We start from the raw sequence: 25069 nt of genomic DNA on the forward strand, positions 1-25069 counted from the left end.
GCGCACCACCCCATTGGTTTCCATGAGAGTCATTTTTGCCGGCACGCCCGAATTCGCCCGCGCGGCGCTGGAACAGCTTCTGGCCGCAGGCTTCACCGTCCCGCTGGTCCTCACCCAGCCCGATCGCCCCGCGGGCCGCGGCATGAAGCTCCAGGCGTCTCCCGTCAAGCAGTGCGCGCTGGACCACCGCATTCCCGTCGCCCAGCCGCGCAGCCTGCGCCTGGAAGGCAAATACCCGGACGATGCCGCCGCAGCGCGCGACGCCCTGCTGGCCGCCCAGGCCGATGTGATGGTGGTGGCCGCCTATGGGCTCATCCTGCCGCAGTGGGTGCTGGACCTCCCGCCACGGGGATGCCTGAACATCCATGCCAGCCTTCTGCCGCGCTGGCGCGGCGCGGCGCCCATCCACCGCGCCATCGAAGCCGGGGACGGGGAAACCGGCATCACGATCATGCAGATGGACGCTGGCCTCGATACCGGGCCCATGCTGCTCACGGAGCGGCTGGCCATCACGCCGACGGACACGACCGCCTCCCTGCACGGCCGGCTGGCCTCCCTGGGCGGCCGCATGATCGTGGAAGCGCTCGAACTGGCCGCCTGCGGGGGCCTGCGGGCAGAGCCCCAGCCAGCCGAAGGCATCACCTATGCCCACAAGATCGAAAAAGCCGAAAGCACCATCGACTGGTCTTTGCCTGCCACGCTGATCGGGCAGCGCATCCGGGCCTTCGATCCCTTTCCTGGCGCCAGCACCGAATGCGCAGGAGAAACGATCAAGGTATGGAGCTATGAAATAGATAGCAATACACCAAATACTGGCAAGCGCCACGGCCAGATACTCTCGGTGGACAGCCAGGGCGTGGCGGTGGCCTGCGGCGAAGGCGCGCTGCGCCTGACCACCTTGCAGCGCGCCGGCGGCAAGCGGCTGGCGGCAGCGGATTTCCTGCGGGGGTTCGACCTGCAGCCCGGCATGGTGCTGGGCGCCGCGCCCGCCGCGGCGGTGGCGCCGGCATGAGCCGCAGGGACCTCGTCGGCCGCACGCTGCGCCACCCCTCCTTTCGCATGGCCGCCACCGACATGGTGGGCACGGCCGTGGGCATTGGCGCGTGGGGCCTGGTCACCGGGGTGGTCATGGTCAAGAGCGGCCTGCCCATCGGCATGGCCGTCTTCATGTCCCTGGTGGTGTATGCCGGCAGCGCGCAGCTGGCGGTCATCCCGCTGATGGCGGCGGGCGCGCCGCTGTGGGTGGTCTGGCTCACGGCCAGTTGCGTGAACCTGCGCTTCGTGATCTTCAGCAGCATGTGGCGCAGCTACTTCGCGCACCTGCCCGTGCGGCAGCGGCTGGCCGTGGGCTATTTCAGCGGCGACGTGATCTATGTGGCCTTCATGAAACGCTTTCCCGAACCGCGCCCGCAGCCCGAGCAGTTGCCGTACTTCTGGGGCGCGGCGGCCACCAACTGGCTGGCCTGGCAGGTGCCGTCCATCGCGGGCATCTTCCTGGCCAATGCCGTGCCGCTGTCCTGGGGCCTGGGGTTCGCGGGCGTGCTGGCGCTGCTGGGCGTGCTGCTGTCGCTGCTGTTCGACCGGGCCACCTGGCTCGCCACGGGCGTCGCCGCGACGGCCGCGATCGCGGCCTTCGCGCTGCCGCTCAAGCTCAACATCCTGGTGGCCCTGGCCGCCGCCGTGGCCGCGGGGTTGCTCATGGAGGCCGTGGACCGCCGCCGCCACAAGCCGGAACTGCTGCTGGTGCCCGCCGACAGCGTGATGCCGCCCGAGGAACGCGAACACGTCGAGGCGGGCGACATCGTGCCGCTGCGCGAGGAGCGCCACCCATGAACGCGCCCTGGTCGTCCTGGTGGGATCTGCTGGAACCCTTCATCGCCGTGGCGGGGCTGGCCGTCATCACGGTGGTCTCGCGCTCCTTCTTCATGATTCCCGAGCGCGAGCTGCCCCTGCCCGACTGGCTCAAGCGCGGCCTCAAGTACGCGCCACTGGCCGCCCTGACGGCCGTGATCGCGCCCGAGATCCTCATCACCCGGGGCGAGCTCATCGATACGCTCATGGACGCCCGGCTCCCCGCCGTCCTGTGCGCGAGCGCGTACTACTTCTGGCAGCGGGGCATCCTGGGGACCATCGTGGTCGGCATGGCCGTGTACCTGCCGCTGCACATCGGATGGGGCTGGTAGGGATCGGTGGCGGGGCAGGGCCGCGGGATGGGGCCGCGGGTGGGGCCGCCTAAAATGGCGGCCCTGATCCACGTGCCCCCACCAGGAAGCCTCCCTCCCATGAACATCCTCCGCTTTTCCGATCTCTGTGCCCAGGGCAAGGCCCAAGGCCAGCGCGTCTTCATCCGCGCCGACCTGAACGTTCCACAGGACGACGCCGGCCGCATCACCGAAGACACCCGCATCCGCGCATCCATTCCCTGCATCCGCATGGCGCTGGACGCCGGCGCCGCGGTGATGGTGACCAGCCACCTGGGCCGTCCGACCGAAGGCGAATTCAAACCCGAGGATTCCCTGGCCCCCGTGGCCGCGCGCCTGGCCGAGCTGCTGGGCCGCGAGGTGCCCCTGGTCTCGAACTGGGTGGACGGCGTCGCCGTCGCCCCCGGCCAGGTCGTGCTGCTGGAGAACTGCCGCCTGAACGTGGGCGAGAAGAAGAACAAGGAAGACCTGGCCCGCAAGCTGGCCGCGCTGTGCGACATCTTCGTGAACGATGCCTTTGGCACCGCCCACCGCGCCGAAGGCACGACCTACGGCATCGCCCAGTTCGCACCGATCGCCTGCGCCGGCCCGCTGCTGTCGGCCGAGATCGATGCCCTGACCAAGGCCCTGGCCCATCCCCAGCGCCCGCTGGCGGCCATCGTGGCGGGCTCCAAGGTATCGACCAAGCTCACCATCCTCAAGAGCCTGGCCGACAAGGTGGACCAGCTCATCGTGGGGGGCGGCATTGCCAACACCTTCATGCTGGCGGCGGGCCTGCCCATCGGCAAGAGCCTGGCCGAGCCCGACCTGCTGGAAGAAGCGCGCGCCGTGATCGCCGCCATGAAGGCGCGGGGCGCGGAAGTGCCGATCCCGACCGACGTGGTCACCGCCAAGAGCTTTGCCGCCGACGCCCCCGCCACCGTCAAGGCCGCGGCCGATGTGGCCGAGGACGACCTGATCCTGGACATCGGCCCCGACACCGCCGCCCGCCTGGCCGCCCAGCTCAAGTCGGCGGGCACCATCGTCTGGAACGGCCCCGTGGGCGTCTTCGAATTCGCCGCCTTTGAGAACGGCACGCGCGAGATCGCCAAGGCCATCGCCGACTCGCCCGCGTTCAGCATCGCCGGTGGTGGCGACACCCTGGCGGCCATCGCCAAATACGGCATCGACAAGCAGGTGGGCTACATCTCCACGGGAGGTGGGGCCTTCCTGGAAGTGCTGGAAGGCAAGACGCTGCCCGCGTTTGAAATCCTCGAAAAACGCGCCGTTACCAGTGTTTGAAATTTGTTACACGCGGACGCACAAGCAAATGCAGCCGCGCGTAAGCAAGCACGCCAATCTGTGACCAAAAACAACGAATTGCGTGTGTCTGGGCGTAGTTACCTCAATTTTTTCTTGTTTTTGTTGAGTATCGCGCCCAGAATTATTTTTCAATCGCGTGGGATGTATCTGTTCATGTCCCCGCCTCTCAAAGTCCGTAGGAGGGAATCATGAAATTTTCAAAGGCAGTCAGCTTGGCGGTGCTCGCCGGCGCTGTGGCTACTTTGGCGGGATGTGCTTATCGTTCGCCCATTCCCCTGGCGGAAAACTTTGAGCTCACGGTACAACCCAAGGTCCGCTCCGCCGGTCACTGGGAACTGGTTTCCAACGACGTGGTGGCGCAAACGCTCAGCACGCTCGACAAGTCTGGCATGGCGCCGGGCACGCCGCTGCATGTGGCCTTGCCGCCCAACCCCAGCCCGTTCGACCTGGCGTTCCGCGACTTCCTGATCACCAAGCTGGTCCAGAGCGGCGCCCCCGTGCTGCAAGACCCCGGCCAGACGCTCAACGTGACCTACAACACGCAGGTCGTTCGCCACAACAGCCCGCGCCCCCATTTCATCCCCGGCCAGTTCACCATGATCGCCGCGGGCCTGATGGCCGCCTATGGCCTGCGCCACGAACACCTGGACGCGCAGATGCTGGCCACGCTGGGCCTGACCTCGCTGGCCGACTATGGCGCCAGCATCAACTCGGGCGGCCCCACCAACACCGAAATGATCCTGACCACCACCGTGACGCGGGGCGGCCAGTACGTGGCACGCAAAACCGATGTGTACTACCTGGAAAACGCGGACACGCCGTTGTTCCTGCGCCCCTCGTACTACAAGAACGTCAACATGAAGGTGGTCTCGCAATGAAATCCACAGCACTTCTGACCGCGCTGGCCGCCGCAGCCCTGCTGGCAGGTTGCGCCAACAACGGCACGCCCGTGCGCACGGAGCCCACGTACCAGGAAGCCGCCAACAACCAGTTCCTGGCCAACAGCCGCGATGCCGTCGCCAAGCTCACCGCGGGCTTTGACCTGAGCGCCGCAGGCAGCGGCCCGGTCCTGGTGGCCACCGTCGTGAACGTGAACGACCTGAGCCGCTCGGCCCCCCTGGGCCGCACGCTGTCCGAGCAGTACGCCTCGCACATGGCGTCCAGCGGCTTCAACGTCAAGGAAATCAAGCTGCGTGGCGACGTGTTCGTGCGCGAAGGCGCCGGCGAGCTGCTGCTGTCGCGCGAGATCAAGGACATCGCGCGCAGCCACAATGCGTCGCTGGTGCTCGTCGGTACGTACTCGGCCGCGGCCAACTACACCTACGTGAGCCTGAAACTCGTGCGCACCGAAGACAGCCGCATCATCCGCGGCTACGACTACGCACTGCCCAACGACCGCGACGTGCAGCGCCTGCTGGCCGTACAGCGCTGAGCGGCCGGCCGCAAGCCGGCCCCGCACAAGAGCAACAAAAAAGGCCGTCGAGACGGCCTTTTTTGTTGCCCGCCGGCGGCCACCAGGCCATGCCGGTGCCACGGCAGCCGTCCCGGCCGCCAGAAAACCCCGCCGCGGCGGATGCCCCCACCTAAAATCACGCCCCATGACTTTCACCGACATGCTGCGCGACGCCACGGCGCAGAACAACTCCCTGCTGTGCGTGGGCCTGGACCCGGAACCCACGCGGTTTCCCGCGGGAATGCAGGGCGAAACGCACAGGATCTACGACTTCTGCGCGGCCATCGTGGACGCCACGGCCGACCTGGTCTGTGCGTTCAAGCCCCAGATCGCCTACTTCGCCGCGCATGGCGCCGAAGACCAGCTTGAGCGCCTGATGCAGCACATGCGCGCCAACGCGCCGCACGTGCCGGTGATCCTGGACGCCAAGCGGGGCGACATCGGCTCCACGGCCGAGCAGTACGCCAAGGAAGCCTTCGAGCGCTATGGCGCCGATGCGGTCACGCTGTCGCCCTTCATGGGGTTCGATTCCATCGAGCCCTACCTGGCCTACCACGGCAAGGGGGCCTTCCTGCTGTGCCGCACCTCCAACCCGGGCGGCGACGACCTGCAGACCCAGCGCCTGGCCAGCGTCGAAGGCCAGCCGCTGATGTACGAGCACGTGGCGCGTCTGGCGCAGGGCCCCTGGAACAAGAACGGCCAGCTGGGGCTGGTGGTCGGCGCCACCTACCCGCAGGAGATCGAACGCGTGCGCGGCATCGCGCCCACGCTGCCGCTGCTGATTCCCGGCGTGGGAGCCCAGGGGGGCGATGCCGTGGCCACGGTGCGGGCGGGGCTGCGCGACGGGGGGCCGATCATCGTGAACTCGTCGCGCTCGATCCTGTACGCATCCAAGGGCGGCGACTTTGCGGCCGCCGCCCGTACCGAGGCCCAGCGCACCCGCGCGGTGCTCGAAGCGGCGCGCGCGCGCTGATCCGCCCGCGCACGGCCCCCAGCCCCGCGCCGCCGCCGCACCCCGGATCGGCCCATGCAGCTCAAGTGGCTTGAAGACTTCATCGTTCTCGCGCAGGAGCGCAGCTTCACGCGCGCGGCCGAACTGCGGCATGTGACGCACCCCGCATTTGGCCGGCGCATCCGCGCGCTGGAGGCCTGGGCGGGAACGCCGCTGGTGGAGCGGGGCGGCGGCCCCGTCTCGCTCACGCCCGCGGGGCAGAGCTTTCTGGAGACCGCAGGCCACATGGCGCGCAGCCTGGCGCAATCGCACGAGGAACTGCAGAGCCTGGCCGGCCGGCAGGCCCGCACCGTGACGCTCGCCACGGGCCGCACGCTGGCACGCACCGTCGTGGCCGACTGGCTCGTGCGGCTGCAGCCCCTCCTGCAGAACGGCGAGCTGTGCATCCGCACCCGCGCCCTGGCCGACACCGTGGCGATGCTCGAGCGCAACGAGGCCGACTTCTCGCTGGTCTACCACCATCCGGCACTGGCGATCCGGCTGGACGCGCGCCAGTTCACGCACGTCACCGTGGCCTCCGACCGGCTGGTGCCCGTGTCGCGCGCCACCGCGCAGGGCCAGGCGCTGCACCGGTTCGGGCAGGGCACGGCACTGGTGCCCTACCTGGCCTACGCGCCCCAGCTGGCCCTGGGCCGGCTGGTGGAAGACCACCTCACGCAGAACCCCCACGCGCCGCGCCTGCAGCGCGTGGTGGAGTGCGACTCCGCCGACGCCCACTACGAATACGTGCAAAAGGGCCTGGGCGTGGCCTGGCTGCCCTGGTCCATGGTGCATGCCGACTGCAAGGCCCGGCGCCTGGCGCCCGCGGGCGACGCGCGCATGGAAGTGCGCTTCGACGTGCGCCTGTACCGGCCCAAGCGCCGCCTGGGGCCCCTGGCCGAGGCGCTGTGGAAAGCCCTCTCCCAGCGCTGAAGCCCAGGGGTTTCCACCAGGGCCTGCAACCCATTTGGCAACAGACCGTGCCGTTTCGGCACCACGCTGGGGGGCGCGCCTTTTCACAATCGTGCCACCCACCGCGCGTGCCGCCGGGGCCGGCCTGCATGCATGCACCGCCGGCCCCGGGGCGCGCGGTGCCCAGCACCCACGACGACCCAGGAGCCCGAACCATGCCCCACACCTTTTCCCGCCGCCGTGCCACGGCCGCCGCCACCGCCCTGCTGTGCGGCCTGTGCTTGCCCGCCGCCTCCGCGCTGGCACAGGACGCCTACCCCTCCAAGCCCATCACCATCGTCGTGGGCTACCCGCCGGGGGGCAGCACCGACCTGACGGCGCGCACCGTGGCCACGGAGCTGGGCAACAAGCTCGGCGTGCCCGTGGTGATCGAGAACGTCGGCGGCGCGGGCGGCGCCATTGGCGCGCAGAAGGTGGCCAGCGCGGCCCCGGACGGCTACACCTTGCTGGTGGGCGCGAGCAACGAGATCGCCATCAACAAGCTCGTGACCAAGAAGGTGAAGTACGACGTGAAGGACTTCACCGCCATCGGCCTGATCGCCTCGCAGCCCCTGGTGCTCGTGGCGTCCACCGGCTCGGGCGTGAAGAACCTGGCCGAATTCACGCAGAAGGTCTCGAAGAACCCCGGCAAGTTCAGCTACGGCAGCTCGGGCGTGGGCACCTCGCTGCACCTGGCGGGCGAGATGGTCAAGGAGCAGGGCAAGCTGTTCATGACGCACATCCCTTACCGCGGCGTGGCGCCGCTGACCAACGACCTCATGGGCAACAACCTGGAGTACGGCGTGTTCGTGCTCTCCAGCGGCCTGCCGCACATCCGAAGTGGCAAGGTGATCGCCCTGGGCACCACCGAGGCCAAGCGTTCGGCCACCACGCCCGAGATCCCGGCGCTGGCCGAAACACCGCAGTACAAGAACGTGGACATCGGCGTGTGGTTTGCCCTCATGGCACCCGCGAACCTGCCCAAGCCGGTGTTCGACAAGGTGAAGAAGGCCTTGAACGACAGCCTGCAGTCGCCCGAATTCCGCAAGAAGATGGAAGCCACCGGCTCCACCGTGGCCGCCACCAACGTGAACATCGACCAGTTCCTGTCCGCCGAAGTGGCCAAGTACAAGAAGATTGTTGAATTCGCCAAGATCGAAGAATGAACGCCCAACACGACCACAGCAACGCGGCCCAGCCGCTGCGTTTTGAACTGCCCGCACCCGACCTCGGCGCCTGGCGCGCGGGCAACACCGGCACCGAGGGCGTGTGGCATTTCGACTCGGGGCAGCCCGGGCGCCACGTGATGGTCAGTGCCCTGGTGCATGGCAACGAGCTGTGCGGCGCGTGGGCCCTCAAGGGACTGCTCGAAGCGGGCGTGCGCCCCGAACGCGGCACCCTCACGCTCGCGTTCTGCAATCTCGATGCATTCGACCGGTTCGACGCCCGCCAGCACGACGCCTCGCGCTTCACCGATGAAGACCTCAACCGCCAGTGGCTGGACGAGCGCATCGACGCGGCCGACACGGCCGAGCGCCGCCGCGCCGCCGCGCTGCGGCCCTTCGTGGCGCGCGCGGACTGGCTGCTCGACATCCACTCCATGCACGAGCCCTCGGCGCCGCTGCTGCTCACCGGCATCCAGCCGCGCAACCTGGACTTGGCGCGCGCCATGCGCTCGCCCGAGCACATCGTGGTGGACGCGGGCCACAAGGACGGCGTGCGCATGCGCGACTACGGCCGCTTTGGCGAGCTGGAGGACAACGGCACCCGTTCGCTGCTCATCGAATGCGGCTTCCACGGCGACCCCGCCAGCCGCGCCGTGGCGCAGGACCAGTGCGTGCGTTTCCTCGCGCAGTCCGGCGCGCTCGGCGACGAGGCACTCGCACGGCAACTGCCCGGCTGGCGCCTGCCCGACGCCCCGCGCCAGTGGGCGCTGGAGGTGACCGGCCCGGTGGTCGCCACCAGCAGCGCCTTCCGCTTCGTGGCGCCTTACACCGGGCTGGAGGTGTTCGAGAAAGCCGGCACCCTGATTGGGGACAACGACGGCGTGCCCGTGACCACGCCCTACGACGACTGCGTGCTGGTGATGCCCTCGGTGCGGCAGGCGCGGGCGGGCGTGACGGTGGTGCGCTACGCGCGGCGGCACCTGCTGTAGGCGGTGGCCAGATCATCAAGATGCTTCTAATTTGATAGCATTCTGCGCTTGATGAGCAAGCGCCAGCAGGCCATTGGCGGCTATTTCATCAGATAGGCCTGCAGCTCCTTGCGGCTCTGGACCCCCAGCCGCGTGTAGATCTGCCGCCGGTGGTACGTGGCCGTGTTGGCGCTGATGCCCATGCGCGTGGCGATCTGCTCCCCGGGCACTCCGCGCGCCAGCCAGTACGCCAGCTCGTGCTGGCGCTGCGGCAGGCCCAGCGCGCGCAGCGTGGGCAGCAGCCGCGCCACGCGCGCCACCCGCTGCGTGATGTGGATGCCCACCGCCCGGCCGCCGTCGAAGTCGCCTTCACCGGCCCCCGCCGCGGCCGCCATCTGCGTGGCGCGCAGCGAAAACCAGCCGCTGGCGTTGTGCAGGTCCAGTTGCGGCAGCGCTGGCGCCCGGCCCCGGCCGGTGCCGCCCTCCTCCACCCAGCGCAGGCGCTCCAGCAGCACGCACAGCGCGGGTGGCAGCTCGTTGCGGCGGTACCAGCGCATGCCAAAGGCCAGCGCCATCAGCTGGTCTGCCTGGGGCGATGTCCACAGCAGCCTGCCCTGCGGCGTGGCGACCAGCATGGCGCTGTCATGCACCACACTGTCCTGCGCATCCAGCTCGCCGGGCTGCAGGGCACGCGCCAGCCAGGGCGAGGTCCGTTCAAGCAGGGCGATGTCTTCAGACGCAAAGCGCGGCGCGCCAGGCCTGCGGCACAACTTGAGCGAGCCCACGCCCCGGCCTTGCGGCGTGCGCAGCACCAGGCTCAGAAAATCCTGCCACTCCGACGGCCGCGCCAGCTCGTTGTAGAAATCGCTGCGGATGAATTCGTGGTGAGTGACCTGGAGGATCTGCTCCATCAACAGCACCCCATGCTCATGGCGCACGGCCGCGTCGAAGTCGTGCAGGCTGTAGCGCACCAGCTTCAGCTCCTGCGCCTTCATCCGCGGGTCGAAGTACAGGTGCATCCACTCGCGTGCGGGCGAGGGCTCGATGTAGGCGTCCAGCGTCCCCTGGGCATCCGGATAGAAAAAAACCCCGCTATCGAAGCCGATGAGGCGGTGCAGTTCGTGCAGCACAGGCTCGATGAGCTGCAGCCCGCTGAAATCCAGGCAGGCCATCTGCCGCAGGCGCGCCAGGGCCTGCTGCTGCGTGCGGGAAAGGGACATGGACATAGGGCGCGTGGCAGGTGCGCCGCATCCATGCGGCACCTGGCGGGAGCGTAACGCATCGCACCGCCCCTGCGCCCCGCCCCCAGGGGTGGGGGACCGGGGGCGATGGGAACTCCTGCCGTGTCAGTGGCAGGGGCTGGCCCGGACACGCCACGAAAAAACTCCCCGCGTTCCTGGCCCCGGCCACCGGCGTCCACATGGGCGCGAGCGACGGCCCGCCTGGAAGACCAGCGAGGAGCACGCCACCCTGTTCGCCTGCGGCCCGCCGGGATGGCATGCCTGCCAACGTTGCCGCAGGAGGAAAGCAGGCCCTCGGCCCCCGTGGGCGCGTTACCGCCCCATGCGGCGCCGGACCAGGGCCAGCATGGCCAGGGACAGTCCCATCAGTGCCAGCGGACTGTTCGCGGGCACCGACACAGGGCCGCCGCCACCGCCGGGCGGGATGGATCCCGCGATGTTCGTCAAGGTAAACATCTGCGTGATGGGTTGCTCCAGCACGGTGTCGTACACAATGGCGCTGACCTGGTGCAGGCCCACCGTGGCATCAGCGGTGGCCGTGACTTCCGCGAACCCACCGGCATCGGCCAGCGCGCTTTCCGCAGACAGCACCACCCCGCCGGAGGTGATGAAATAGACACGCACCTGCGGCGTGTTGCTGCCGTCCCAGCCAGTGACTTTCACGCGCAGTTTCTGGGCAAAGGTGGTATTGATCGGCGTGCTTTGGGGCGTGCCGCTCACCGTGGTCATGAACTTGGGCAGATCGGCCACGTTTCTCAGCAGACGGGTTTGGGGGCTGACCAGCGCACTGCCCTGCACGCTGGCCTTCACCGAGTAGGTGCCGACAAGCCCGTTGGCCGTCCCGCTCACCTGCGCGTTGCCTGCGGCATCGGTCACCGCCGTCAGTGCCGAGAAACTCGCCGTGGCACCCGAGACCGGATCGGTCGTGATGGCAAAAACAACCGTTGCGCCTTGCACCGGGTTGCCAAAAAAGTCCTGCACGTGCGCCGTGACGGGTGCCGAGAACGGCTTGGTGACATACGTCCATTGCGGCGTGGACACGTCAAAGGCAATGGCGGCGGCGGCGCCGGCCGGTGCGGAGTTCGACAGCTTGATAGAGGCACCGGTGGTGCCAGGCGCCGTGGCACTGACGCTGTAGGCGCCAGACTTGCCCGTGGCGGTGGCCGTGACCGCCGCGAACCCGTTCGCATCCGTCACGGCCGTGGACGACGACAGCACCACACGCGACGGTACGCTGGGGCCGCCGAACGTCACCGTGACGCCGGCCTTCGGGTTGTTCGAGGCGTCGGTCACCCGCACCTGCAATGGCGTGCCAAAGGCCGTGTTGACCAGCGTGGTCTGGTTGTTGCCCGCCGTGACCGCCAGACTGTCCGTGTTGGTATTGCACAAATTGAAGAGCGGCACATTGCCCAGGCCGGTGATGAATCCCTTCATCTGATAGCAACCCATCACGCCATTGGCCACCGGGGTATAGCTGAAGACACCTTGCGCATTGGTGGTGCCCGAGCCCGTGGACGCGATGGGCAGGCTGGGCCCCGGGTTCACCGGGGTCATGCTCACCGCCAAGCCCGGCACGCCCACGCCATTGCTGTCGAGCACCTTGATCGACAGGGGTTGCACAAAAGGGGTACTGAAAACGGTGCTCTGCGGCGTGCCGGTCGTCACGATGGACGAAGCAGCAAGGGCAATGGTCTTGAAAACCGCAATTGTTCCGGCCCCCGGGCCTGACGCCACGAGATCGGCGCGGCCATCGCGATTCAGATCAATGGCGGCGAGCATGCGCGTGACCGAATAGCCAATATGCTCATTCAATACAAAGCTGTGGTTGGCCTGCTGCAATCCCACATAGCCATCGGAGATCACGTCCAGCCGGCCATCGCCATTCACATCGGCGACGATGACTCGCCCCATGTCACGGCCGCCTCCGCTGGAAACCCCCGTGGCGAAAAGCTTGGTGCTCGGTAAAAAGATACCGTTGCCCACGCCCTTGGCCAGCCAGACACCTTCGCCGTACTGGTTCTGCAAGAGCAAATCCAGCTTGCCATCTCCATCGACGTCAGCGATTTCAATATCTTCAATATTACCGACGCCGGCGCCTACACCAAGAAGTTGCGCTTGCGGTGCAAATGCTCCGTTGCCCGTACCTTTCAGCCATGAAACCGTTGGGCTATTAACATCGTCGACAAAAACCAGGTCTGCTTCCCCATCGCCGTCAATGTCGGCCAGCTGTGTTTCACGTATAGTGTTATAGGAGGCCAGACCGCTGTAGGACACCTCATATTGACCCGTCAATATGAAAAATCCCAAGCCGACGTTCTGCAAAACCTCAAAATAGTGATTTCCGCCAAGATCGCCTGGTTCATAGACGCCGACAACAATGTCCAATTTCCCGTCATGGTTCAGATCGGCAAGCATGGGGTTTTGAGCACCATAATCACTCGCATCCGCCAGCCCGGGCCGGGCCAGGGCACTGAAATCCCCATTGTTGTTGCCCGACCCTTTCAATATGGATACACCCAGACGGTCTGTAATGACCAGGTCCATCTTGCCGTCCCCATCCATGTCGCCCGCAGAAATGCCGTTGGGTGTTTGCAGGCCGAACACCAGGTTATTGAAATCATGCTTGAGCGCCAGGCCGCCAATGGGAGTGCCAAGATAGATGAGAAGCTGGTCAGTCTGAGCATTGAGAACCGCCAGATCGGGATAGCCATCGTTATTGAAGTCAGCACTCACGGCCGCTGTCGAAACATTAGGGGCGTTGCTGGCGCTATTGGCCTGCAAATCTGGCGGGCCATAGATATTGGCCGCTTGCGCTGGCAGCGCTGCCACGCAGAACGCGGCGGCGGCTGCAATGCCCATGGCAACGCCTTTCGCTCTTTTTATCCATCTGGTTGCTGTTTTGGGAGTTTTCATGGCTCTTGAATCCGACTGTTTCACTGGAAATCAGTTTAGGAAGCCAAGTCCCCCGGCGCCCCACCCCTGGGGATAGGCGCATCCACAAACAATCCGGCATCCCGGATCAACCGGGTGCAAGCCAGTGGATGGCTGTGGTGGCGCGCAAAGCGAGCCCTTCGCCATCCCGCCCCTGGGGGTGGGGCGCAGCGGCGGGGGAATCCATAAACTGGGCGGCAGGCGCGAAATTGCTCCTAAAAACATAGCGTTTTGCGCTTGATGGGCAAGCGCTGGGGCAGTTTTTTGCCACTTTTCGCCCACCACATCCACACACCGCCCATGCGAAAACACCTTGCCCTGCTGGCCCTCGCCGCCTTCGCCCACGCGGGCGCCTGGGCCGCCACCTACAGCTACACCAACAACGGCTACGCCGCCGCCAGCCTGCACAACTACACGGCGCCGTGCGGCGCGGGCAACTGCGCCAACTTCACCGCCGCCATGGCCCCGGCGGCCACCTTCACCACGGCCGTGCCGCTGGCGCCCAACCTGGTCAACGCCGATGTCCTTTTTCCGGGCGGCAACATCCTGGCATTCACGGTGTTCGACGGGGTTACCACCTATACCCTGGGGGACCCGCAGGTGGCGGGGTTGTACCAGGTGAATGTCTCCACCGATGCCGCGGGCCAGCTGACGGCACTGTCGATGATCGTCCTGCGCTGGCAGAACCCCGGCCCGCACAGCGGCGCCAACATGCGGCTGGACTCGGTCAACACCGAGGGCGGCGCGTACCACAACGTGATATGCCAGGCCATCGATGTCGAAGACCGATGCACCGTCTGGGAAGCGCCCGGCAGCATCGACGGCAATACCAGTTGGGCCAATGTGGGCACGGCGCCCGCAGCAGCCGTGCAGAGCGTGCCCGTAGACAACCCCTTTGCCTTGGCCATCACTGCCGCCGGCCTGCTCGGCCTCTCCGGGCAGACGCTGCGAAGGCGTCGCAAATTGCTCCCCAAAAAATAGCGCGCAGCGATTGATCCACCACCACTGAAGGCGCTTTTCATTTCGGAAACGCCACACCCCATGAAAAAACACATTGCGCTGCTCGCGCTGGCTGCATTCACCCACGCCGGGGCGCAGGCCGCCACTTTTGTGGTCGATGCCACGGCAGACCTGATCGACCCCACCCCCGGTGACAACATCTGCGGCACGGGTGCTGCGGGCACCTGCTCGCTGCGCGCCGCCATCATGGAAGCCAACGCGCTGGCGGGCGCCGACACCATCACGCTGCCCGCGGGCACCTTCACACTGACGCGCGTGCCCGCCCCCAGCAACCTCCTGCAGATCACCAGCGACCTCACCATCAACGGCGCGGGCGCGGGCGACTCCTTCATCGTGGCCAGCAGCGGCAGCGGCGGCGACCGCATCGTCCTCCAGATCCTGGGCAGCCCCACCGTCAACCTCAACAACCTGGCCATCACCGGCGGCACCGGCGCGGGCGCGTCGTATGGGGGTGGGCTGTTCATCGGGGGCGGCACGGCCACGCTCGACCATGTGGTGGTGCACGGCAACAGCGCGGCCGGGTCCTCCACCCAGCAGGGCGGCGGCATCTACGTGTATGAGACGGCCACGCTCCACCTGATCGACAGCGAAGTCTCGGGCAACACCGCCCCCAGTGGCGGGGGCGGCATCGCGGTGCGCCAGACCGGCATTGCCAACATCACGCGCAGCACCATCACGGGCAATACCATGCCCCATCCTGGGGGCAGTGGCGGCGGCATCGCCAACAACGGCACGCTGAACCTCACCAACTCCACCGTCTCGGGCAACACGGCGGTGGGGGCCGGGGGCGGCATCTCGGGGGGCAGCGGCGGCACCACCACCATCCGCTTCAGCACCATCGCCCACAACACCACCGGTGCAGGCAATGGGCAACTGAGCGTCTTTGGCGCCACGGCCCACATCAGCGGCAGCATCGTCGCCAACCCGGTGACGGGCCTCAATTGCCGGCTCCAGGCGGGCGCCCTGGTGTCCGGTGGCAACAACCTCGACAGCGGCACCACCTGCGGCTTTGGCGCGGTGGGCGATATCGCCAGCGCCAACCCCCTGCTGGCGCCGCTGGCCTACGCCAACAGCCTGCCCAACCAGACCCACGCACTGCTGCCGGGCAGCCCCGCCATCAACGCCGGCCCCACCACCGACCTGCCCGCCACCGACGAGCGTGGCACCCCACGGGTGCAGATGGGGCGCGCTGACATCGGCGCCTATGAATCCGCCCTGGCCCCAGGCGCCGGGCCGGGGAATGGGGGCGGCGTGCAGGCCGTGCCCGTGGACAGCCCCATCGCCCTGGCGCTGTCTGCCTTGGGTCTGCTGGGCCTCGCACTGCGCGGCAGGCACAGGCTGCTTCTAAAGAAATAGCTGCATCGCTTTAGTTCTGAACGCTTGAGGCATTTCTTTACTCCCCAAAAAGCCCCATGAAGAAGCACCTTGCGCTGCTCGCGCTGGCCGCAGGTACCCACGCGGGCGCCTGGGCCGCCACCTACACGTATACCTATACCGGCAACCCCTACACCGCGCCCACCCTGTACAACTTCACCCACTGCACAGTGGGCAACTGCGGCAGCTTCACCACGGCGATGTTCCAGTCGGGCTGGTTCACCACGGCGGCGCCCTTGCCACCTGGCCTGGGCAATGCCGACATCTCCGCCCTGGTGACAGGCTTTGCGTTTTCAGACGGGCTGACCGGCTATTCCAGCGCGGCGGGTGACACGCTGTATTCCGCCTCCGCGGACACCGATGCCAACGGCGCATTCACCGACGCCAGCCTCACCTTCTTCCACTGGGAGACACCGGCTCCCCATGCCGTGGGCGATCGCGTGAACCTCATGGGCCTGCATGAATTCGTCAATCACAACTACGAATGCCAGCAAGTTCCCGCTCCCTACAGCGGCGTGTGCACGACGGCGGTGGCAGGCACTTCGGGCAGCTACATCGACAGCCATCCCCACACCACAGGCTCCTGGCTCGTGACCGTCCTGCCTGCAGCGCCGGGCGCAGGCGTCAGCGCGGTGCCCACGCTGGGCGAAGGGGGCCTTCTGCTGCTGGCCGCCTTCATGGCGGGCACCGGCATGGTGATGCGACGCAAGGCGCCTCGCGACTTTTGAAAGAGGCCGGCCACGCCGCAAGGGGCCTCGCAGACTTTACCTATCGACATCTTTCCGTTTCAAGGAGTTTCCCCATGTCCCCCGAACAGATCCACCTCGTGCGCCAGAGCTTTGCGCAGGTTGCGCCCGTCGCTGCGCAGGCAGGCGCGCTTTTCTACTCGAAGCTGTTCGCGCGCGACCCGGCCATCCAGGGGCTGTTCGGGTCGTCCGACATGCACGTGCAGGCACGCAAGCTGCTGGACATGATCGGCGATGCCGTGCGCCTGCTTGACCACCCCGAGCGGCTGGACGCCGCGCTGCGCGCCCTGGGCCAGCGCCACACGGGCTACGGCGTGCAGGCCGCGCACTACGACACGGTGGGCGCCGCCCTGCTGGAGACGCTGTCCGACGCGCTGGGCGGTGCCTTCACCCCCGCCACGCGCGAGGCCTGGGGCGCCATGTATGCCCACGTGGCGCGTACGATGCAGGCGCAGGCACAACTGCAGCACTAGCCAGAAAGCCCCATGACCCCCACCACGCCCCGCCTTCGCGCCCGCGCCGCCGCCTGCCTGGCGGCCGCACTGGCCATCTCTTGCGTCACTGCCATGGCCCAGACCGCAACGCCCCTGCTGTTCAAGATCGTCACGGTGCGCGACGAGATCCTTGTCGCCGTGCCGCCGGACGAGGCCGGGGCTCCGCGCCCCGAGGCGGCCGCCATCGGCCAGGCCCTGGCCGCCAAGGGCGCGCTCAGCCTCTGGCAATACGCCCCGCGCAAGGGCACCGACGGCGCGCTGGAGCTGGCCCCCCGCGCCAGGATCAGCGTGCTGGCGCACGACAGCCTGCGCGTGGAGCCGTACCCGCCCGCGCTGCGGGTCGTGCCGGTGCCATAGGCCCGCCGCGCACCGCGCCGTGAGTGCCTGTCCACGTTCCCCATGCGGGTCCGCACGCCTGCGCTGACAGGGTCGGCTGCCACCGGGCTCACCCGCGCCTGCGCGCTGGCGCTCGGGGCGCTGGCCGCGCTGTGCGGCTGCGACGGCAGTGCCACGGGCTACCAGCGCGGCTGGGCGGGCGCCTGGACCTACGGCGGCGCGGCCTTTGCCCCGGCCGACCCGGCCACGTTCCAGCCGCTCTCGCCGCACTTCGGGCGCGACGCGCGGCAAGGCTACTGCCGGGGCAGTGCCGTGGAGGGCAGCGAGGGCGCCACGTTCGAGGCGCTGTCGGAGCACGAGGCGCGCGACGGCCGCGCGGTCTACTACTGCAGCACCTACCGCAAGGCGCAGGAGTACTGGGCCTACCAGCACCTGCGCATCGCCACCATTCCCGGCGCCGACGCGGCCAGCTACCGCGTGCTGGCCCACCGCCATGCCCGCGACCGGCACCGCGCCTACGACCGGGGCCAGCCCTTCGCGGTGCGCGATGCGGCCAGCTTCGAGCCGCTCAGCCCCCGCTTCGCGCGCGATGCGCAGCGCGGTTATTTCGAGCATGCCGACATCCCCGGCAGCCACGGCGCAAGCTTTGCGCTGATGGACGAAGACGATCCCGGCTACGCCCGCGACCGCGCGCACGCCTGGCACGGCCACATCGAGGTCAACCAGCCGAACCGGGGCCCGCACCCGGTGCTGCGCCCCTTGCAGGGCGCCGACATGGCCACGCTGCGCGCCCTGGGGCGGGGCTACGCGGCCGATGCGCGGCGGGTGTGGTACCAGGGCGAGCCGCTGGCGCGGGCGGATGCGGCCAGCTTCACGGTGCTGACCGAGGCGACCGCGGAGGTGGACGCACGCGACCGCGCGCAGGCATGGCAGCGCGGGCGGGCCGTTGCGGGCAACGATCCAGGCCCCAGCCCCGGCGTGAGGTGAGGCACGCCGTGTCCCCACCCGCCGCCCTCCAGGGGCAGGGGCCTGCCGCGCGTTGCCAGGGCCCGAAGGCCACCGGCGGGCGGAACAACGCCGCCCGCCCCCGTCACTGCGCCGCGCGCGCGGCCTCCACATGCGCCTTCACCCGCTGCGCCAGGGCCATGTCGCCCGGGGTTTCGGGGCTCCACCTGTCGATGGCGCGGGGCTGTTCATCGGCGTCCACGGCGGTGTACACCGCCACGCAATGCAGCACCTCGTGCTGCGGCTCGCCATGGATGCCGCCGCTGCGCACCTCCACGGCCAGGTGCATGCCGGTCTCGGTGGTGAAGGCCAGGCGCGCATGCACTTCCACCAGGTCTCCGGGCCGGATGGGGCGCACGAAGTGCGCGCCGCCCACGAACTCGGTGATGCAGGGGCCCTTGGCCCAGGCGCTCGCACAGGCAAAACCCGCCTCGTCCACCCAGCGCAGCACGGTGCCGCCGGGCACCCGCCCCGCCTGCGGCAAGGTGCTTTGAGACGCCAGGAAACGCAGGGTGAGGGATTGCATGCCGGGGTGCTCCAAAGGACGGGAGGAGTTCATTATTCTCCAGCGCACCATTTGCTGCGGCCCTGCTCCAGCCGACCGAGGGGCGGTGCGGGACGCCCAGCGGGCACACACGCCGTGCCGCAAAAAATTGACCTGAGTCAAAACCCTACTGAAGACAGACCCCTACATTGCGTTACATTCCGCGCGGTCTGATGGAGGGCCGCATCCCAGTCGGCGGGTGCCGACACCCCGCCCCTGAGGTCTATCTTTTTGCGCACACATTGACGTGCGCCTACTGCCATGTCACTTCTGCACCGGTTAAACCTGCTCGAAAAATTCCTCATCCTGGGAACACTCGGGCTCATGATGAGCGCGCTGCCCACCTACCTGACGGTGCGCGATTCGCTGCACGCCATTGGCCACGCGCGCCACGAGGCGCAGGGCGTGGTCCCCGCACAGGCGCTGACCCGGCTGGTGCAGCAGATGCAGGTGCACCGGGGCCTGTCCGTGGGCATGCTCGGTGGCGACGAAGCCCTGGCAGCGCGCCGCCCCGCCGCGCGCGATGCCGTCAACACGGCCCTGGACGATGTCACCGCCCGCTTTGCGGCTGCCAAGGTGCCCGCCCCCCAGATGGCCACCTGGACCCAGGCCCAGCAGACCTGGCGCACGCTAGAGCAGGCCGTTGCCGCACGCAGCATCGAGCAGGCCCAGAGCACGGCGCAGCACACGCAGCTCATCGCATCGCTGCTGCAGCTCAACGAATCCTTGCTGCATGCCTATGGCCTGCAGATCGACCCTGACGCCGACACCCATGCGCTGATCCAGGCCTCGCTGGTGCAGGCGCCCATGCTGGGCGAAAAGCTGGGCATGCTGCGCGCCCAAGGCGCCAGCGCACTGGGCAAGCACGAGCTGACGCCCCAGGGCAAGGGCCAGCTGCTGGTGCTGCAGCAGCGTGTGGCCGAGCTGCAGGCTGACACTTTCCGGGGACTGGACCGCGCCCTGCAGGGCAACCCCGATCTGCAACGCGCCCTGGGCAGCAACGCGCAGGCGGTGCAGGGCCAGATCCAGCAGTCGCTGCAGATGGCCGAGCGCGACGTGATCAACGCCAGCGAACTCCAGCTGCCCTCCAAGGACTATTTCGACGCGTTCACCCGCACCATCGAAGCGCTGAACGCACTCAACAACCTGTCCATGGCCAGCCTGGACCAGGCCCTGCAGGCCCGGGTGTCCGACCTGCAGCGCCGGCTGCTGTGGATGGCGCTCGCCCTCGCCGTCACGCTCTCGGCCACCAGCGCCATGGCCCTGGTGTTCGTGCGCTCCATGACGGGGCCGCTTTCGCAGGCCGTGGCGCTGTCGCGCGCCGTGGCCCAGGGCGACCTGAGCGGCAGCGCGCTGGCCCACGGCACCAACGAGGTCGGCCAGCTGCTGGAGGCCCTGATGCAGATGCGCGCCCAGCTCACGCAGGTGGTGCGCCAGGTGCGCAACGGATCGGAGAGCGTGGCCACGGCCAGCGTGCAGATCGCGCAGGGCAACAGCGACCTGTCGGCCCGCACCGAAAGCCAGGCCAGCGCGCTGGAGGAAACCGCCGCGTCGATGGAGCAGCTCAGCTCCACCGTGCGCCAGAACGCCGACAGCGCGCGCCAGGCCAGCACGCTGGCCCACAGCGCGAGCACCGTGGCCGTGCAGGGCGGCGAGGTGGTGGCCCAGGTGGTGGACACCATGCAGGGCATCAACGCCTCGTCGCAGAAGATCTCGGACATCATCGGCGTGATCGACTCCATCGCGTTCCAGACCAATATCCTCGCGCTCAACGCCGCCGTCGAGGCGGCCCGCGCGGGCGAACAGGGCCGGGGCTTCGCGGTGGTCGCGTCGGAGGTGCGCTCGCTGGCCGGGCGCAGCGCCGAGGCGGCGCGCGAGATCAAGGCCCTCATCAGCGCCAGCGTGGAGCGCGTGGAGCAGGGCACGGCCCTGGTGGACCGCGCGGGCACCACGATGAACGAGGTGGTGACCGCCATCCGCCGCGTGACGGACATCGTGGGCGAAATCAGCACTGCCAGCCATGAACAGTCGCTGGGCGTGGCCCAGGTGGGCGAGGCCGTGACGCAGATGGACCAGGTCACGCAGCAGAACGCCGCGCTGGTGGAAGAAATGGCCGCCGCCGCCGGCAGCCTCAAGGTGCAGGCCGAAGACCTGGTGCACGTGGTGTCGGTGTTCCGGCTGGGCGACGAAGGCCAGGGCCAGCACAGGGCGCTGCGCCCGGCAAAATCGCTACAAATTCAGTAGCTATTGGCGCTTATCCATCTATCGCTGGCGGCCAATTTCATTCAGATTCTGCGCCCCTATTCCCCTGGGGGCTGAGCCGCAGCGGCCGGCCCCGCCAGCGGCAGCACCAGCCGCGCGCGCAGGCCCTGGCCGGGAGCGCTGTGCAGCTCCAGCGCTCCCCCATGGGCGCGCGCCACGCGCTCGGCAATCGCCAGGCCCAGCCCGGCCCCGGGAACACCCGCGCGCGCCGCGCCGCCGCCACGCGCGAAAGGCTGGCGCATGTGGTCCAGCTCTTTGGCGTCCATGCCGGTGCCGTGGTCGGCCACCTCGATCCACGCCTGCTGCGCGCTGCCGCCCGTGCGCAGCACCACCGGGGCGGCGCCGTGGCGCCAGGCGTTTTCCACGAGGTTGTCCAGCGCACGGCGCAGCGCCTGCGGGCGCACGGGCAGGTTGGGCAGGCCGCCCAGTTCCAGCGCCAGCACACGGCCGTGGTCGGCCTGCGCTTCGGCCACGGCCTGGGCCAGGTCGTTGAGCGATGCGGTGGCGGGCGCCTCGGCCTCGCCCGCGTCAGCGCCCACCCGCGCAAAGTCCAGGAACTGGCTCACGATCGCATCCATCTCGTCGATGCTGCGCGCCATGCTGGCCGCCAGCGGCGCATCCACCTGTGCCCCGGCGATCTCCACGCCCAGGCGCAGCTTGGTCAGCGGCGTGCGCAGGTCGTGCGACACACCGGCCAGCATCAGCGCGCGCTCGTGGTCGGCGGCGGCCAGGCTCTGCGCCATCTGGTTGAAACTGCGGCCCACGGTGGCGATTTCTTCGGGCCCGGCCTCGGGCAGCACCGCGGGTGTCTGGCCCCGCGCGAGCTGCCGCGCCGCCGCCACCACCTGGGCCAGCGGCTGGTGGATGTGGCGCTGCAGCCACCACGCGCCCAGCAGCGCCAGCAGCATGCTGGCCAGCGTGGCCACCAGCCAGGCCCCGGTGAACTCGCGCGTGGGGAACACGCTGGGCAGGTTGAGCCAGTAGTCAGCGCCCTCGTGCACCATGCGCAGGGCCAGCACGCCGGTGCTGTCGCGGCGCCACAGGGGCTGCGGGCTCTGCGCAGGCGCATCACCCACACCCAGGCGGCGGGCCACCGCCTGCACAAACTGCCGCTCCAACGGCGACAGCAGCGCGCGCCGCGCTGCGCTTTCCGGCGCAACGGGCGGCGTGGCCAATGCGGCCTGCCGGTTGAACGCCTCCACAAACGCCACACGCTGCGCCGGGGGCAGCGCCTGCAGCCCCGCCCGCAGCGCGGCCACATTGCGCGCCACGCCATCGGCCACCTGCGCCACGCGGGGCTGGAAGATCATCTGCCGCACCAGCACCGCCGCCACCAGCTGGCCCAGCACGATGAGCACGGCCATCAGCAGCAGGTTGCGCCCGAGCAGGCTGCGCGGCCAGAGCCCCCCGTGGCGGCGGGCGGGGGTTGCGGGTGCCGTCATGGCTGCCGCCCTCCGGCGGGCGCGGCGCCATCGGGCACGAACACATAGCCCACGCCCCACACGGTGCGGATGTGGCGCGGCTGGGCCGGGTCGGCCTCGATGAGTTTGCGCAGCCGCATGATCTGCACGTCAATGCTGCGGTCGGTGGCCGTGTGGTCGGGGCCATAGGCCAGGGCCATGAGCCGGTCGCGGCCCAGCGGGCGCTGAGGGTTCTGGGCCAGGGCCAGCAGCAGGGCGAATTCACCGGTGGTGAGGGGCACGTCCTCGCCGGCCCTCGCGCCCGCCCGCTCCAGCCGCCGTTCAGTCGGCAGCAACACGAAGTCGCCGAACGTCAGGCGTCCGTGCATTCCCTGCGGCCCGGTGTGCGCGCCCAGCATGCGCTGGCGTCGCACCATGGCCTGGATGCGGGCCAGGAGCTCGCGCGGGTTGAAGGGCTTGGGCAGGTAGTCGTCCGCCCCCATTTCCAGGCCCACGATGCGGTCCACCGGGTCGCCACGCGCGGTGAGCATCAGGATGGGAATGGTCTCGCCCTGCGCACGCAGGCGGCGGCAGATGGCCAGGCCGTCTTCGCCTGGCATCATCACGTCCAGCACCAGCACATCAAACCTCTCGCGCTGCAGCAGCACGTCGAGCGGGCCCGCGCCCTCCACCGTGCGCACGGCGTAGCCCTGGTCGCTCAGGTAGCGCTGCAGCAGGGCGCGCAGGTCGGGCTCGTCATCGGCGACCAGGATCTTGGCCAGGGTGTCGGTCATGGGCAGGGAGCAACGTGGCAGGTGAAGGCGGCGTGGTGGCAATGGTAGGCGCTGGCGCGGGCCACGCACCCCCAGCCATGACAAGGCATGACGGGGCCGCAGGCGTTTGTCATGGTTTGTCATACATCGGCGGATTCCTGCCATCAATGGCTCACACCTGGGACCCACAGTACAGCCATGCCACGCCCCCAGGCAAACCCCAAGGAGTTGACCACCATGCCTTTGCCGACACGCCCCGCTGAGAACGACCTGCTGCAACGCCCCGCACTGGCAGCGGGTGTGGTGGTGTTCTCCACCCTCACCACCCTGGGGCTGAGCGCCGTGCTGGCGCTGGCCGCCCCCACCGAAGCGCAGGCCCGCACCCGCCGCAACGTGGAACACAACGCCGATGGCAGCACCACCGCCCGCACCGGTGTGGCCCGCAGCGGCCCGAATGGCGCGGTGCTGCGCGGGCGCACAGCCACCACCGATGGGCAGGGCAACGCGAGCGTGACGGGCCGGGGCGCCGCCGTGGGTGCGCAGGGCGGAGTGGCCGAGCGCCAGGGCAGTACCACCCGCAGTGCAGACAGCAGCGCCAGCCACAGCGGCACCGTGTCCGCCCAGAATGCCCAGGGCAGCCTGCAGAGCAGCGGCGGGGCGAGCCGCAACGCCGACGGCACCGTGACGCAGGCCCGCAGCACCACCGCCACCAGCGCGACGACCGGCAACAGCGTGCAGGCGCAAAGCAGCTACAGCAAGGACAACGGCTGGAGCCGCAGCGCCACCTGCCACGACGCGAGCGGCACGGCCTTGGCTTGTCCAACGCGGCCTTGACGCCCTCTGGACCCAGCTACCGCTTGCCACCCTCTGACCTCAGGAGCCTCGCCATGTCCCCGCGCCATCTTCTGACCATGACCGCCCTGGCTGCCCTCACGCTGGCCACCGCCAGCGTGCAGGCCCAGACCACCGCGCAGAACGGCGGCCGCCTGCGCGCCCTCATCGCGCAGAAGCAGGCCGCCGCCGCACCGGCCACGCTGGCCGCCGGCGTGCATCGCATCGCCGATGTGCCCTACGGCGCCGACCCGGCGCAGCGCATGGACGTGTATGTACCCACCAGCCCCACCACAGGAACCAACAGCCTGGTGGCCAGCGCGGTGCGCGCGCCCGTCATCTTCATGGTGCACGGCGGCGGCTGGCGGCATGGCGACAAGGCCATGGGCCGCGTGGTGCAGGAGAAGGTGAACCGCTGGGTGCCCAAGGGCTTCCTCCTCATCTCCATCAACTACCGCATGCTGCCCGATGCCCCCGTGGCCGTGCAGGAGCGCGATGTGCAGGCCGCCCTCATGGCCGCGCAGCAGCGCGCGGGCACCTGGGGCGGAGACCCGAGCCGCTTCATCCTCATGGGCCACTCGGCCGGGGCCCACCTGGTGGCCCTGCTCAATGCCCGTGCCCCGCAGGCACTGCGCGAAGGCGCCTGGCCGTGGCTGGGCACGGTGTCACTCGACAGCGCCATGATGAACGTGCCCGCCCGCATGCGCGCCCCGCACCTGCCGCTGTACGACGACGCCTTTGGCACTGACCCGGCATATTGGGTGGCCATGTCGCCCTTGCACCAATGGACGGCGGGCGCCCCGCCGATGCAGATGGTGTGCTCCACCCAGCGGGCTGACGACCCCTGCCGGCAATCCGATGCCATGGCCCGCCACGTGCGCCACCAGGGCGGCCGCGCCGAGGTGCTGCCGCAGGACCTGGACCATGGCGAAATCAACGCCCAACTGGGCCTGGACAGCGATTACACCCGCGCGGTGGAGGCCTTCATGGGATCGCTGGACGCCGAGGTGGCCCGCCGCCTGCAGTGATGCAGCGGCAATTTGCTACCAAATCAATAGCTGTTAGCGCTTGATAGATAAG

General features: G+C 68.8%; 24 protein-coding genes. 19 read left to right on the top strand and 5 right to left on the bottom strand.

Going from position 1 to position 25069, the window contains the following annotated elements; translation table 11 throughout:
- The first annotated feature begins 22 nt into the window (after positions 1–22).
- From fmt to AC07OC_RS10535, 10 genes are all read left to right on the top strand, one after another.
- Positions 23–1012, top strand: coding sequence for a methionyl-tRNA formyltransferase (fmt, locus tag AC07OC_RS10490; protein WP_494601129.1), 990 nt, complete (start codon positions 23–25; stop codon positions 1010–1012).
- A complete protein-coding gene (locus AC07OC_RS10495) occupies positions 1009–1833 on the top strand; it encodes an AzlC family ABC transporter permease (RefSeq protein WP_369643740.1) in 825 nt (274 codons plus the stop codon). The genes fmt and AC07OC_RS10495 overlap by 4 nt, the downstream gene beginning before the upstream one ends.
- Positions 1830–2183, top strand: a complete 354-nt coding sequence (locus tag AC07OC_RS10500; RefSeq protein ID WP_492806656.1) for an AzlD domain-containing protein — start codon at positions 1830–1832, stop codon at positions 2181–2183. Before AC07OC_RS10495 ends, AC07OC_RS10500 begins: the two co-directional genes overlap by 4 nt.
- 99 nt (positions 2184–2282) lie before the next feature.
- Positions 2283–3482 (top strand): phosphoglycerate kinase, encoded by a 1200-nt coding sequence (locus tag AC07OC_RS10505; protein WP_218297115.1) that lies wholly within the window; start codon positions 2283–2285, stop codon positions 3480–3482.
- A 209-nt stretch (positions 3483–3691) separates the two neighbouring features.
- Positions 3692–4381 (top strand): hypothetical protein, encoded by a 690-nt coding sequence (locus AC07OC_RS10510; protein WP_218297114.1) that lies wholly within the window; start codon positions 3692–3694, stop codon positions 4379–4381.
- Positions 4378–4935 carry a FlgO family outer membrane protein gene (locus AC07OC_RS10515; RefSeq protein WP_218297113.1) on the top strand — a complete coding sequence of 186 codons (558 nt, stop codon included), beginning with the start codon at positions 4378–4380 and terminating at the stop codon, positions 4933–4935. Before AC07OC_RS10510 ends, AC07OC_RS10515 begins: the two co-directional genes overlap by 4 nt.
- Before the next feature lie 166 nt (positions 4936–5101).
- Complete coding sequence (gene pyrF / locus AC07OC_RS10520; protein ID WP_218339420.1) at positions 5102–5929, top strand: orotidine-5'-phosphate decarboxylase; 828 nt, start codon at positions 5102–5104, stop codon at positions 5927–5929.
- 54 nt (positions 5930–5983) lie between these two features.
- Positions 5984–6880: a LysR family transcriptional regulator gene (locus AC07OC_RS10525; protein WP_218339419.1), complete on the top strand. Its 897-nt coding sequence runs from the start codon at positions 5984–5986 to the stop codon at positions 6878–6880.
- A 194-nt stretch (positions 6881–7074) separates the two neighbouring features.
- Positions 7075–8064 (top strand): Bug family tripartite tricarboxylate transporter substrate binding protein, encoded by a 990-nt coding sequence (locus tag AC07OC_RS10530; protein ID WP_218297110.1) that lies wholly within the window; start codon positions 7075–7077, stop codon positions 8062–8064.
- Positions 8061–9053, top strand: a complete 993-nt coding sequence (locus tag AC07OC_RS10535) for a M14 family metallopeptidase (protein ID WP_218339417.1) — start codon at positions 8061–8063, stop codon at positions 9051–9053. The genes AC07OC_RS10530 and AC07OC_RS10535 overlap by 4 nt, the downstream gene beginning before the upstream one ends.
- Positions 9054–9133: 80 nt before the next feature.
- Here the strand turns inward: AC07OC_RS10535 and AC07OC_RS10540 are convergent, their stop codons facing one another.
- Complete coding sequence (locus AC07OC_RS10540; RefSeq protein WP_255590976.1) at positions 9134–10252, bottom strand: helix-turn-helix transcriptional regulator; 1119 nt, start codon at positions 10250–10252, stop codon at positions 9134–9136.
- Positions 10253–10585: 333 nt separating this feature from the next.
- Positions 10586–13186: an FG-GAP-like repeat-containing protein gene (locus AC07OC_RS10545; protein ID WP_218339416.1), complete on the bottom strand. Its 2601-nt coding sequence runs from the start codon at positions 13184–13186 to the stop codon at positions 10586–10588.
- Between the two features lie 318 nt (positions 13187–13504).
- Here AC07OC_RS10545 and AC07OC_RS10550 point away from each other — a divergent pair, with 318 nt between their 5' ends.
- The 6 genes from AC07OC_RS10550 to AC07OC_RS10575 all read left to right on the top strand — a co-directional run bounded on the left by AC07OC_RS10550 (position 13505) and on the right by AC07OC_RS10575 (position 18161).
- Positions 13505–14185, top strand: a complete 681-nt coding sequence (locus AC07OC_RS10550; RefSeq protein WP_218339415.1) for a hypothetical protein — start codon at positions 13505–13507, stop codon at positions 14183–14185.
- Positions 14186–14245: 60 nt separating this feature from the next.
- Entirely contained in the window at positions 14246–15580 is a 1335-nt protein-coding gene (locus tag AC07OC_RS10555) for a right-handed parallel beta-helix repeat-containing protein (RefSeq protein ID WP_218339414.1), read from the top strand.
- Between the two features lie 56 nt (positions 15581–15636).
- A complete protein-coding gene (locus AC07OC_RS10560) occupies positions 15637–16326 on the top strand; it encodes an IPTL-CTERM sorting domain-containing protein (protein ID WP_218339413.1) in 690 nt (229 codons plus the stop codon).
- A 74-nt stretch (positions 16327–16400) separates the two neighbouring features.
- Entirely contained in the window at positions 16401–16817 is a 417-nt protein-coding gene (locus AC07OC_RS10565; RefSeq protein WP_218297104.1) for a globin domain-containing protein, read from the top strand.
- 12 nt (positions 16818–16829) lie between these two features.
- Complete coding sequence (locus AC07OC_RS10570; protein ID WP_218297103.1) at positions 16830–17195, top strand: hypothetical protein; 366 nt, start codon at positions 16830–16832, stop codon at positions 17193–17195.
- A 42-nt stretch (positions 17196–17237) separates the two neighbouring features.
- Positions 17238–18161, top strand: a complete 924-nt coding sequence (locus AC07OC_RS10575; protein ID WP_218297102.1) for a DKNYY domain-containing protein — start codon at positions 17238–17240, stop codon at positions 18159–18161.
- A 103-nt stretch (positions 18162–18264) separates the two neighbouring features.
- Here AC07OC_RS10575 and AC07OC_RS10580 read toward each other — a convergent pair whose 3' ends face one another.
- Positions 18265–18705: an acyl-CoA thioesterase gene (locus tag AC07OC_RS10580; RefSeq protein ID WP_218297101.1), complete on the bottom strand. Its 441-nt coding sequence runs from the start codon at positions 18703–18705 to the stop codon at positions 18265–18267.
- A 279-nt stretch (positions 18706–18984) separates the two neighbouring features.
- Here AC07OC_RS10580 and AC07OC_RS10585 point away from each other — a divergent pair, with 279 nt between their 5' ends.
- Positions 18985–20967, top strand: a complete 1983-nt coding sequence (locus tag AC07OC_RS10585; protein ID WP_218297100.1) for a methyl-accepting chemotaxis protein — start codon at positions 18985–18987, stop codon at positions 20965–20967.
- Positions 20968–21023: 56 nt separating this feature from the next.
- Here AC07OC_RS10585 and AC07OC_RS10590 read toward each other — a convergent pair whose 3' ends face one another.
- Together AC07OC_RS10590 and ompR are read right to left on the bottom strand one after the other, a co-directional pair.
- Positions 21024–22427 carry an ATP-binding protein gene (locus AC07OC_RS10590; protein ID WP_494601134.1) on the bottom strand — a complete coding sequence of 468 codons (1404 nt, stop codon included), beginning with the start codon at positions 22425–22427 and terminating at the stop codon, positions 21024–21026.
- On the bottom strand, positions 22424–23179 hold the full coding sequence (ompR, locus tag AC07OC_RS10595; protein WP_218297098.1) for an osmolarity response regulator transcription factor OmpR: 756 nt from the start codon (positions 23177–23179) through the stop codon (positions 22424–22426). The genes AC07OC_RS10590 and ompR overlap by 4 nt, the downstream gene beginning before the upstream one ends.
- 216 nt (positions 23180–23395) lie before the next feature.
- Here ompR and AC07OC_RS10600 point away from each other — a divergent pair, with 216 nt between their 5' ends.
- Both AC07OC_RS10600 and AC07OC_RS10605 read left to right on the top strand, forming a co-directional pair.
- The gene (locus AC07OC_RS10600; protein WP_218339412.1) at positions 23396–23992 is read left to right on the top strand and encodes a hypothetical protein; all 597 of its coding nucleotides are present in this window, start codon (positions 23396–23398) and stop codon (positions 23990–23992) included.
- A gap of 53 nt (positions 23993–24045) precedes the next feature.
- On the top strand, positions 24046–25017 hold the full coding sequence (locus tag AC07OC_RS10605) for an alpha/beta hydrolase (protein WP_218339411.1): 972 nt from the start codon (positions 24046–24048) through the stop codon (positions 25015–25017).
- Positions 25018–25069 lie beyond the last annotated feature (52 nt).

The organism is Acidovorax sp. GW821-FHT10E04, assembly GCF_059415185.1.

Excerpts from the sequence above, each read along its gene's own strand:
- AC07OC_RS10585 (WP_218297100.1), top strand. The coding sequence starts at position 18,985 with ATGTCACTTCTGCACCGGTTAAACCTGCTCGAAAAATTCCTCATCCTG.
- AC07OC_RS10555 (WP_218339414.1), top strand. The coding sequence starts at position 14,246 with ATGAAAAAACACATTGCGCTGCTCGCGCTGGCTGCATTCACCCACGCC.
- AC07OC_RS10565 (WP_218297104.1), top strand. The coding sequence starts at position 16,401 with ATGTCCCCCGAACAGATCCACCTCGTGCGCCAGAGCTTTGCGCAGGTT.
- AC07OC_RS10545 (WP_218339416.1), bottom strand. The coding sequence starts at position 13,186 with ATGAAAACTCCCAAAACAGCAACCAGATGGATAAAAAGAGCGAAAGGC.
- AC07OC_RS10495 (WP_369643740.1), top strand. The coding sequence starts at position 1,009 with ATGAGCCGCAGGGACCTCGTCGGCCGCACGCTGCGCCACCCCTCCTTT.
- AC07OC_RS10500 (WP_492806656.1), top strand. The coding sequence starts at position 1,830 with ATGAACGCGCCCTGGTCGTCCTGGTGGGATCTGCTGGAACCCTTCATC.
- AC07OC_RS10530 (WP_218297110.1), top strand. The coding sequence starts at position 7,075 with ATGCCCCACACCTTTTCCCGCCGCCGTGCCACGGCCGCCGCCACCGCC.
- AC07OC_RS10515 (WP_218297113.1), top strand. The coding sequence starts at position 4,378 with ATGAAATCCACAGCACTTCTGACCGCGCTGGCCGCCGCAGCCCTGCTG.
- AC07OC_RS10560 (WP_218339413.1), top strand. The coding sequence starts at position 15,637 with ATGAAGAAGCACCTTGCGCTGCTCGCGCTGGCCGCAGGTACCCACGCG.
- AC07OC_RS10505 (WP_218297115.1), top strand. The coding sequence starts at position 2,283 with ATGAACATCCTCCGCTTTTCCGATCTCTGTGCCCAGGGCAAGGCCCAA.
- AC07OC_RS10575 (WP_218297102.1), top strand. The coding sequence starts at position 17,238 with ATGCGGGTCCGCACGCCTGCGCTGACAGGGTCGGCTGCCACCGGGCTC.
- fmt (WP_494601129.1), top strand. The coding sequence starts at position 23 with ATGAGAGTCATTTTTGCCGGCACGCCCGAATTCGCCCGCGCGGCGCTG.
- AC07OC_RS10580 (WP_218297101.1), bottom strand. The coding sequence starts at position 18,705 with ATGCAATCCCTCACCCTGCGTTTCCTGGCGTCTCAAAGCACCTTGCCG.
- AC07OC_RS10590 (WP_494601134.1), bottom strand. The coding sequence starts at position 22,427 with ATGACGGCACCCGCAACCCCCGCCCGCCGCCACGGGGGGCTCTGGCCG.
- AC07OC_RS10535 (WP_218339417.1), top strand. The coding sequence starts at position 8,061 with ATGAACGCCCAACACGACCACAGCAACGCGGCCCAGCCGCTGCGTTTT.
- AC07OC_RS10525 (WP_218339419.1), top strand. The coding sequence starts at position 5,984 with ATGCAGCTCAAGTGGCTTGAAGACTTCATCGTTCTCGCGCAGGAGCGC.
- ompR (WP_218297098.1), bottom strand. The coding sequence starts at position 23,179 with ATGACCGACACCCTGGCCAAGATCCTGGTCGCCGATGACGAGCCCGAC.
- AC07OC_RS10510 (WP_218297114.1), top strand. The coding sequence starts at position 3,692 with ATGAAATTTTCAAAGGCAGTCAGCTTGGCGGTGCTCGCCGGCGCTGTG.
- AC07OC_RS10540 (WP_255590976.1), bottom strand. The coding sequence starts at position 10,252 with ATGTCCCTTTCCCGCACGCAGCAGCAGGCCCTGGCGCGCCTGCGGCAG.
- AC07OC_RS10550 (WP_218339415.1), top strand. The coding sequence starts at position 13,505 with ATGCGAAAACACCTTGCCCTGCTGGCCCTCGCCGCCTTCGCCCACGCG.
- AC07OC_RS10600 (WP_218339412.1), top strand. The coding sequence starts at position 23,396 with ATGCCTTTGCCGACACGCCCCGCTGAGAACGACCTGCTGCAACGCCCC.
- AC07OC_RS10605 (WP_218339411.1), top strand. The coding sequence starts at position 24,046 with ATGTCCCCGCGCCATCTTCTGACCATGACCGCCCTGGCTGCCCTCACG.
- pyrF (WP_218339420.1), top strand. The coding sequence starts at position 5,102 with ATGACTTTCACCGACATGCTGCGCGACGCCACGGCGCAGAACAACTCC.
- AC07OC_RS10570 (WP_218297103.1), top strand. The coding sequence starts at position 16,830 with ATGACCCCCACCACGCCCCGCCTTCGCGCCCGCGCCGCCGCCTGCCTG.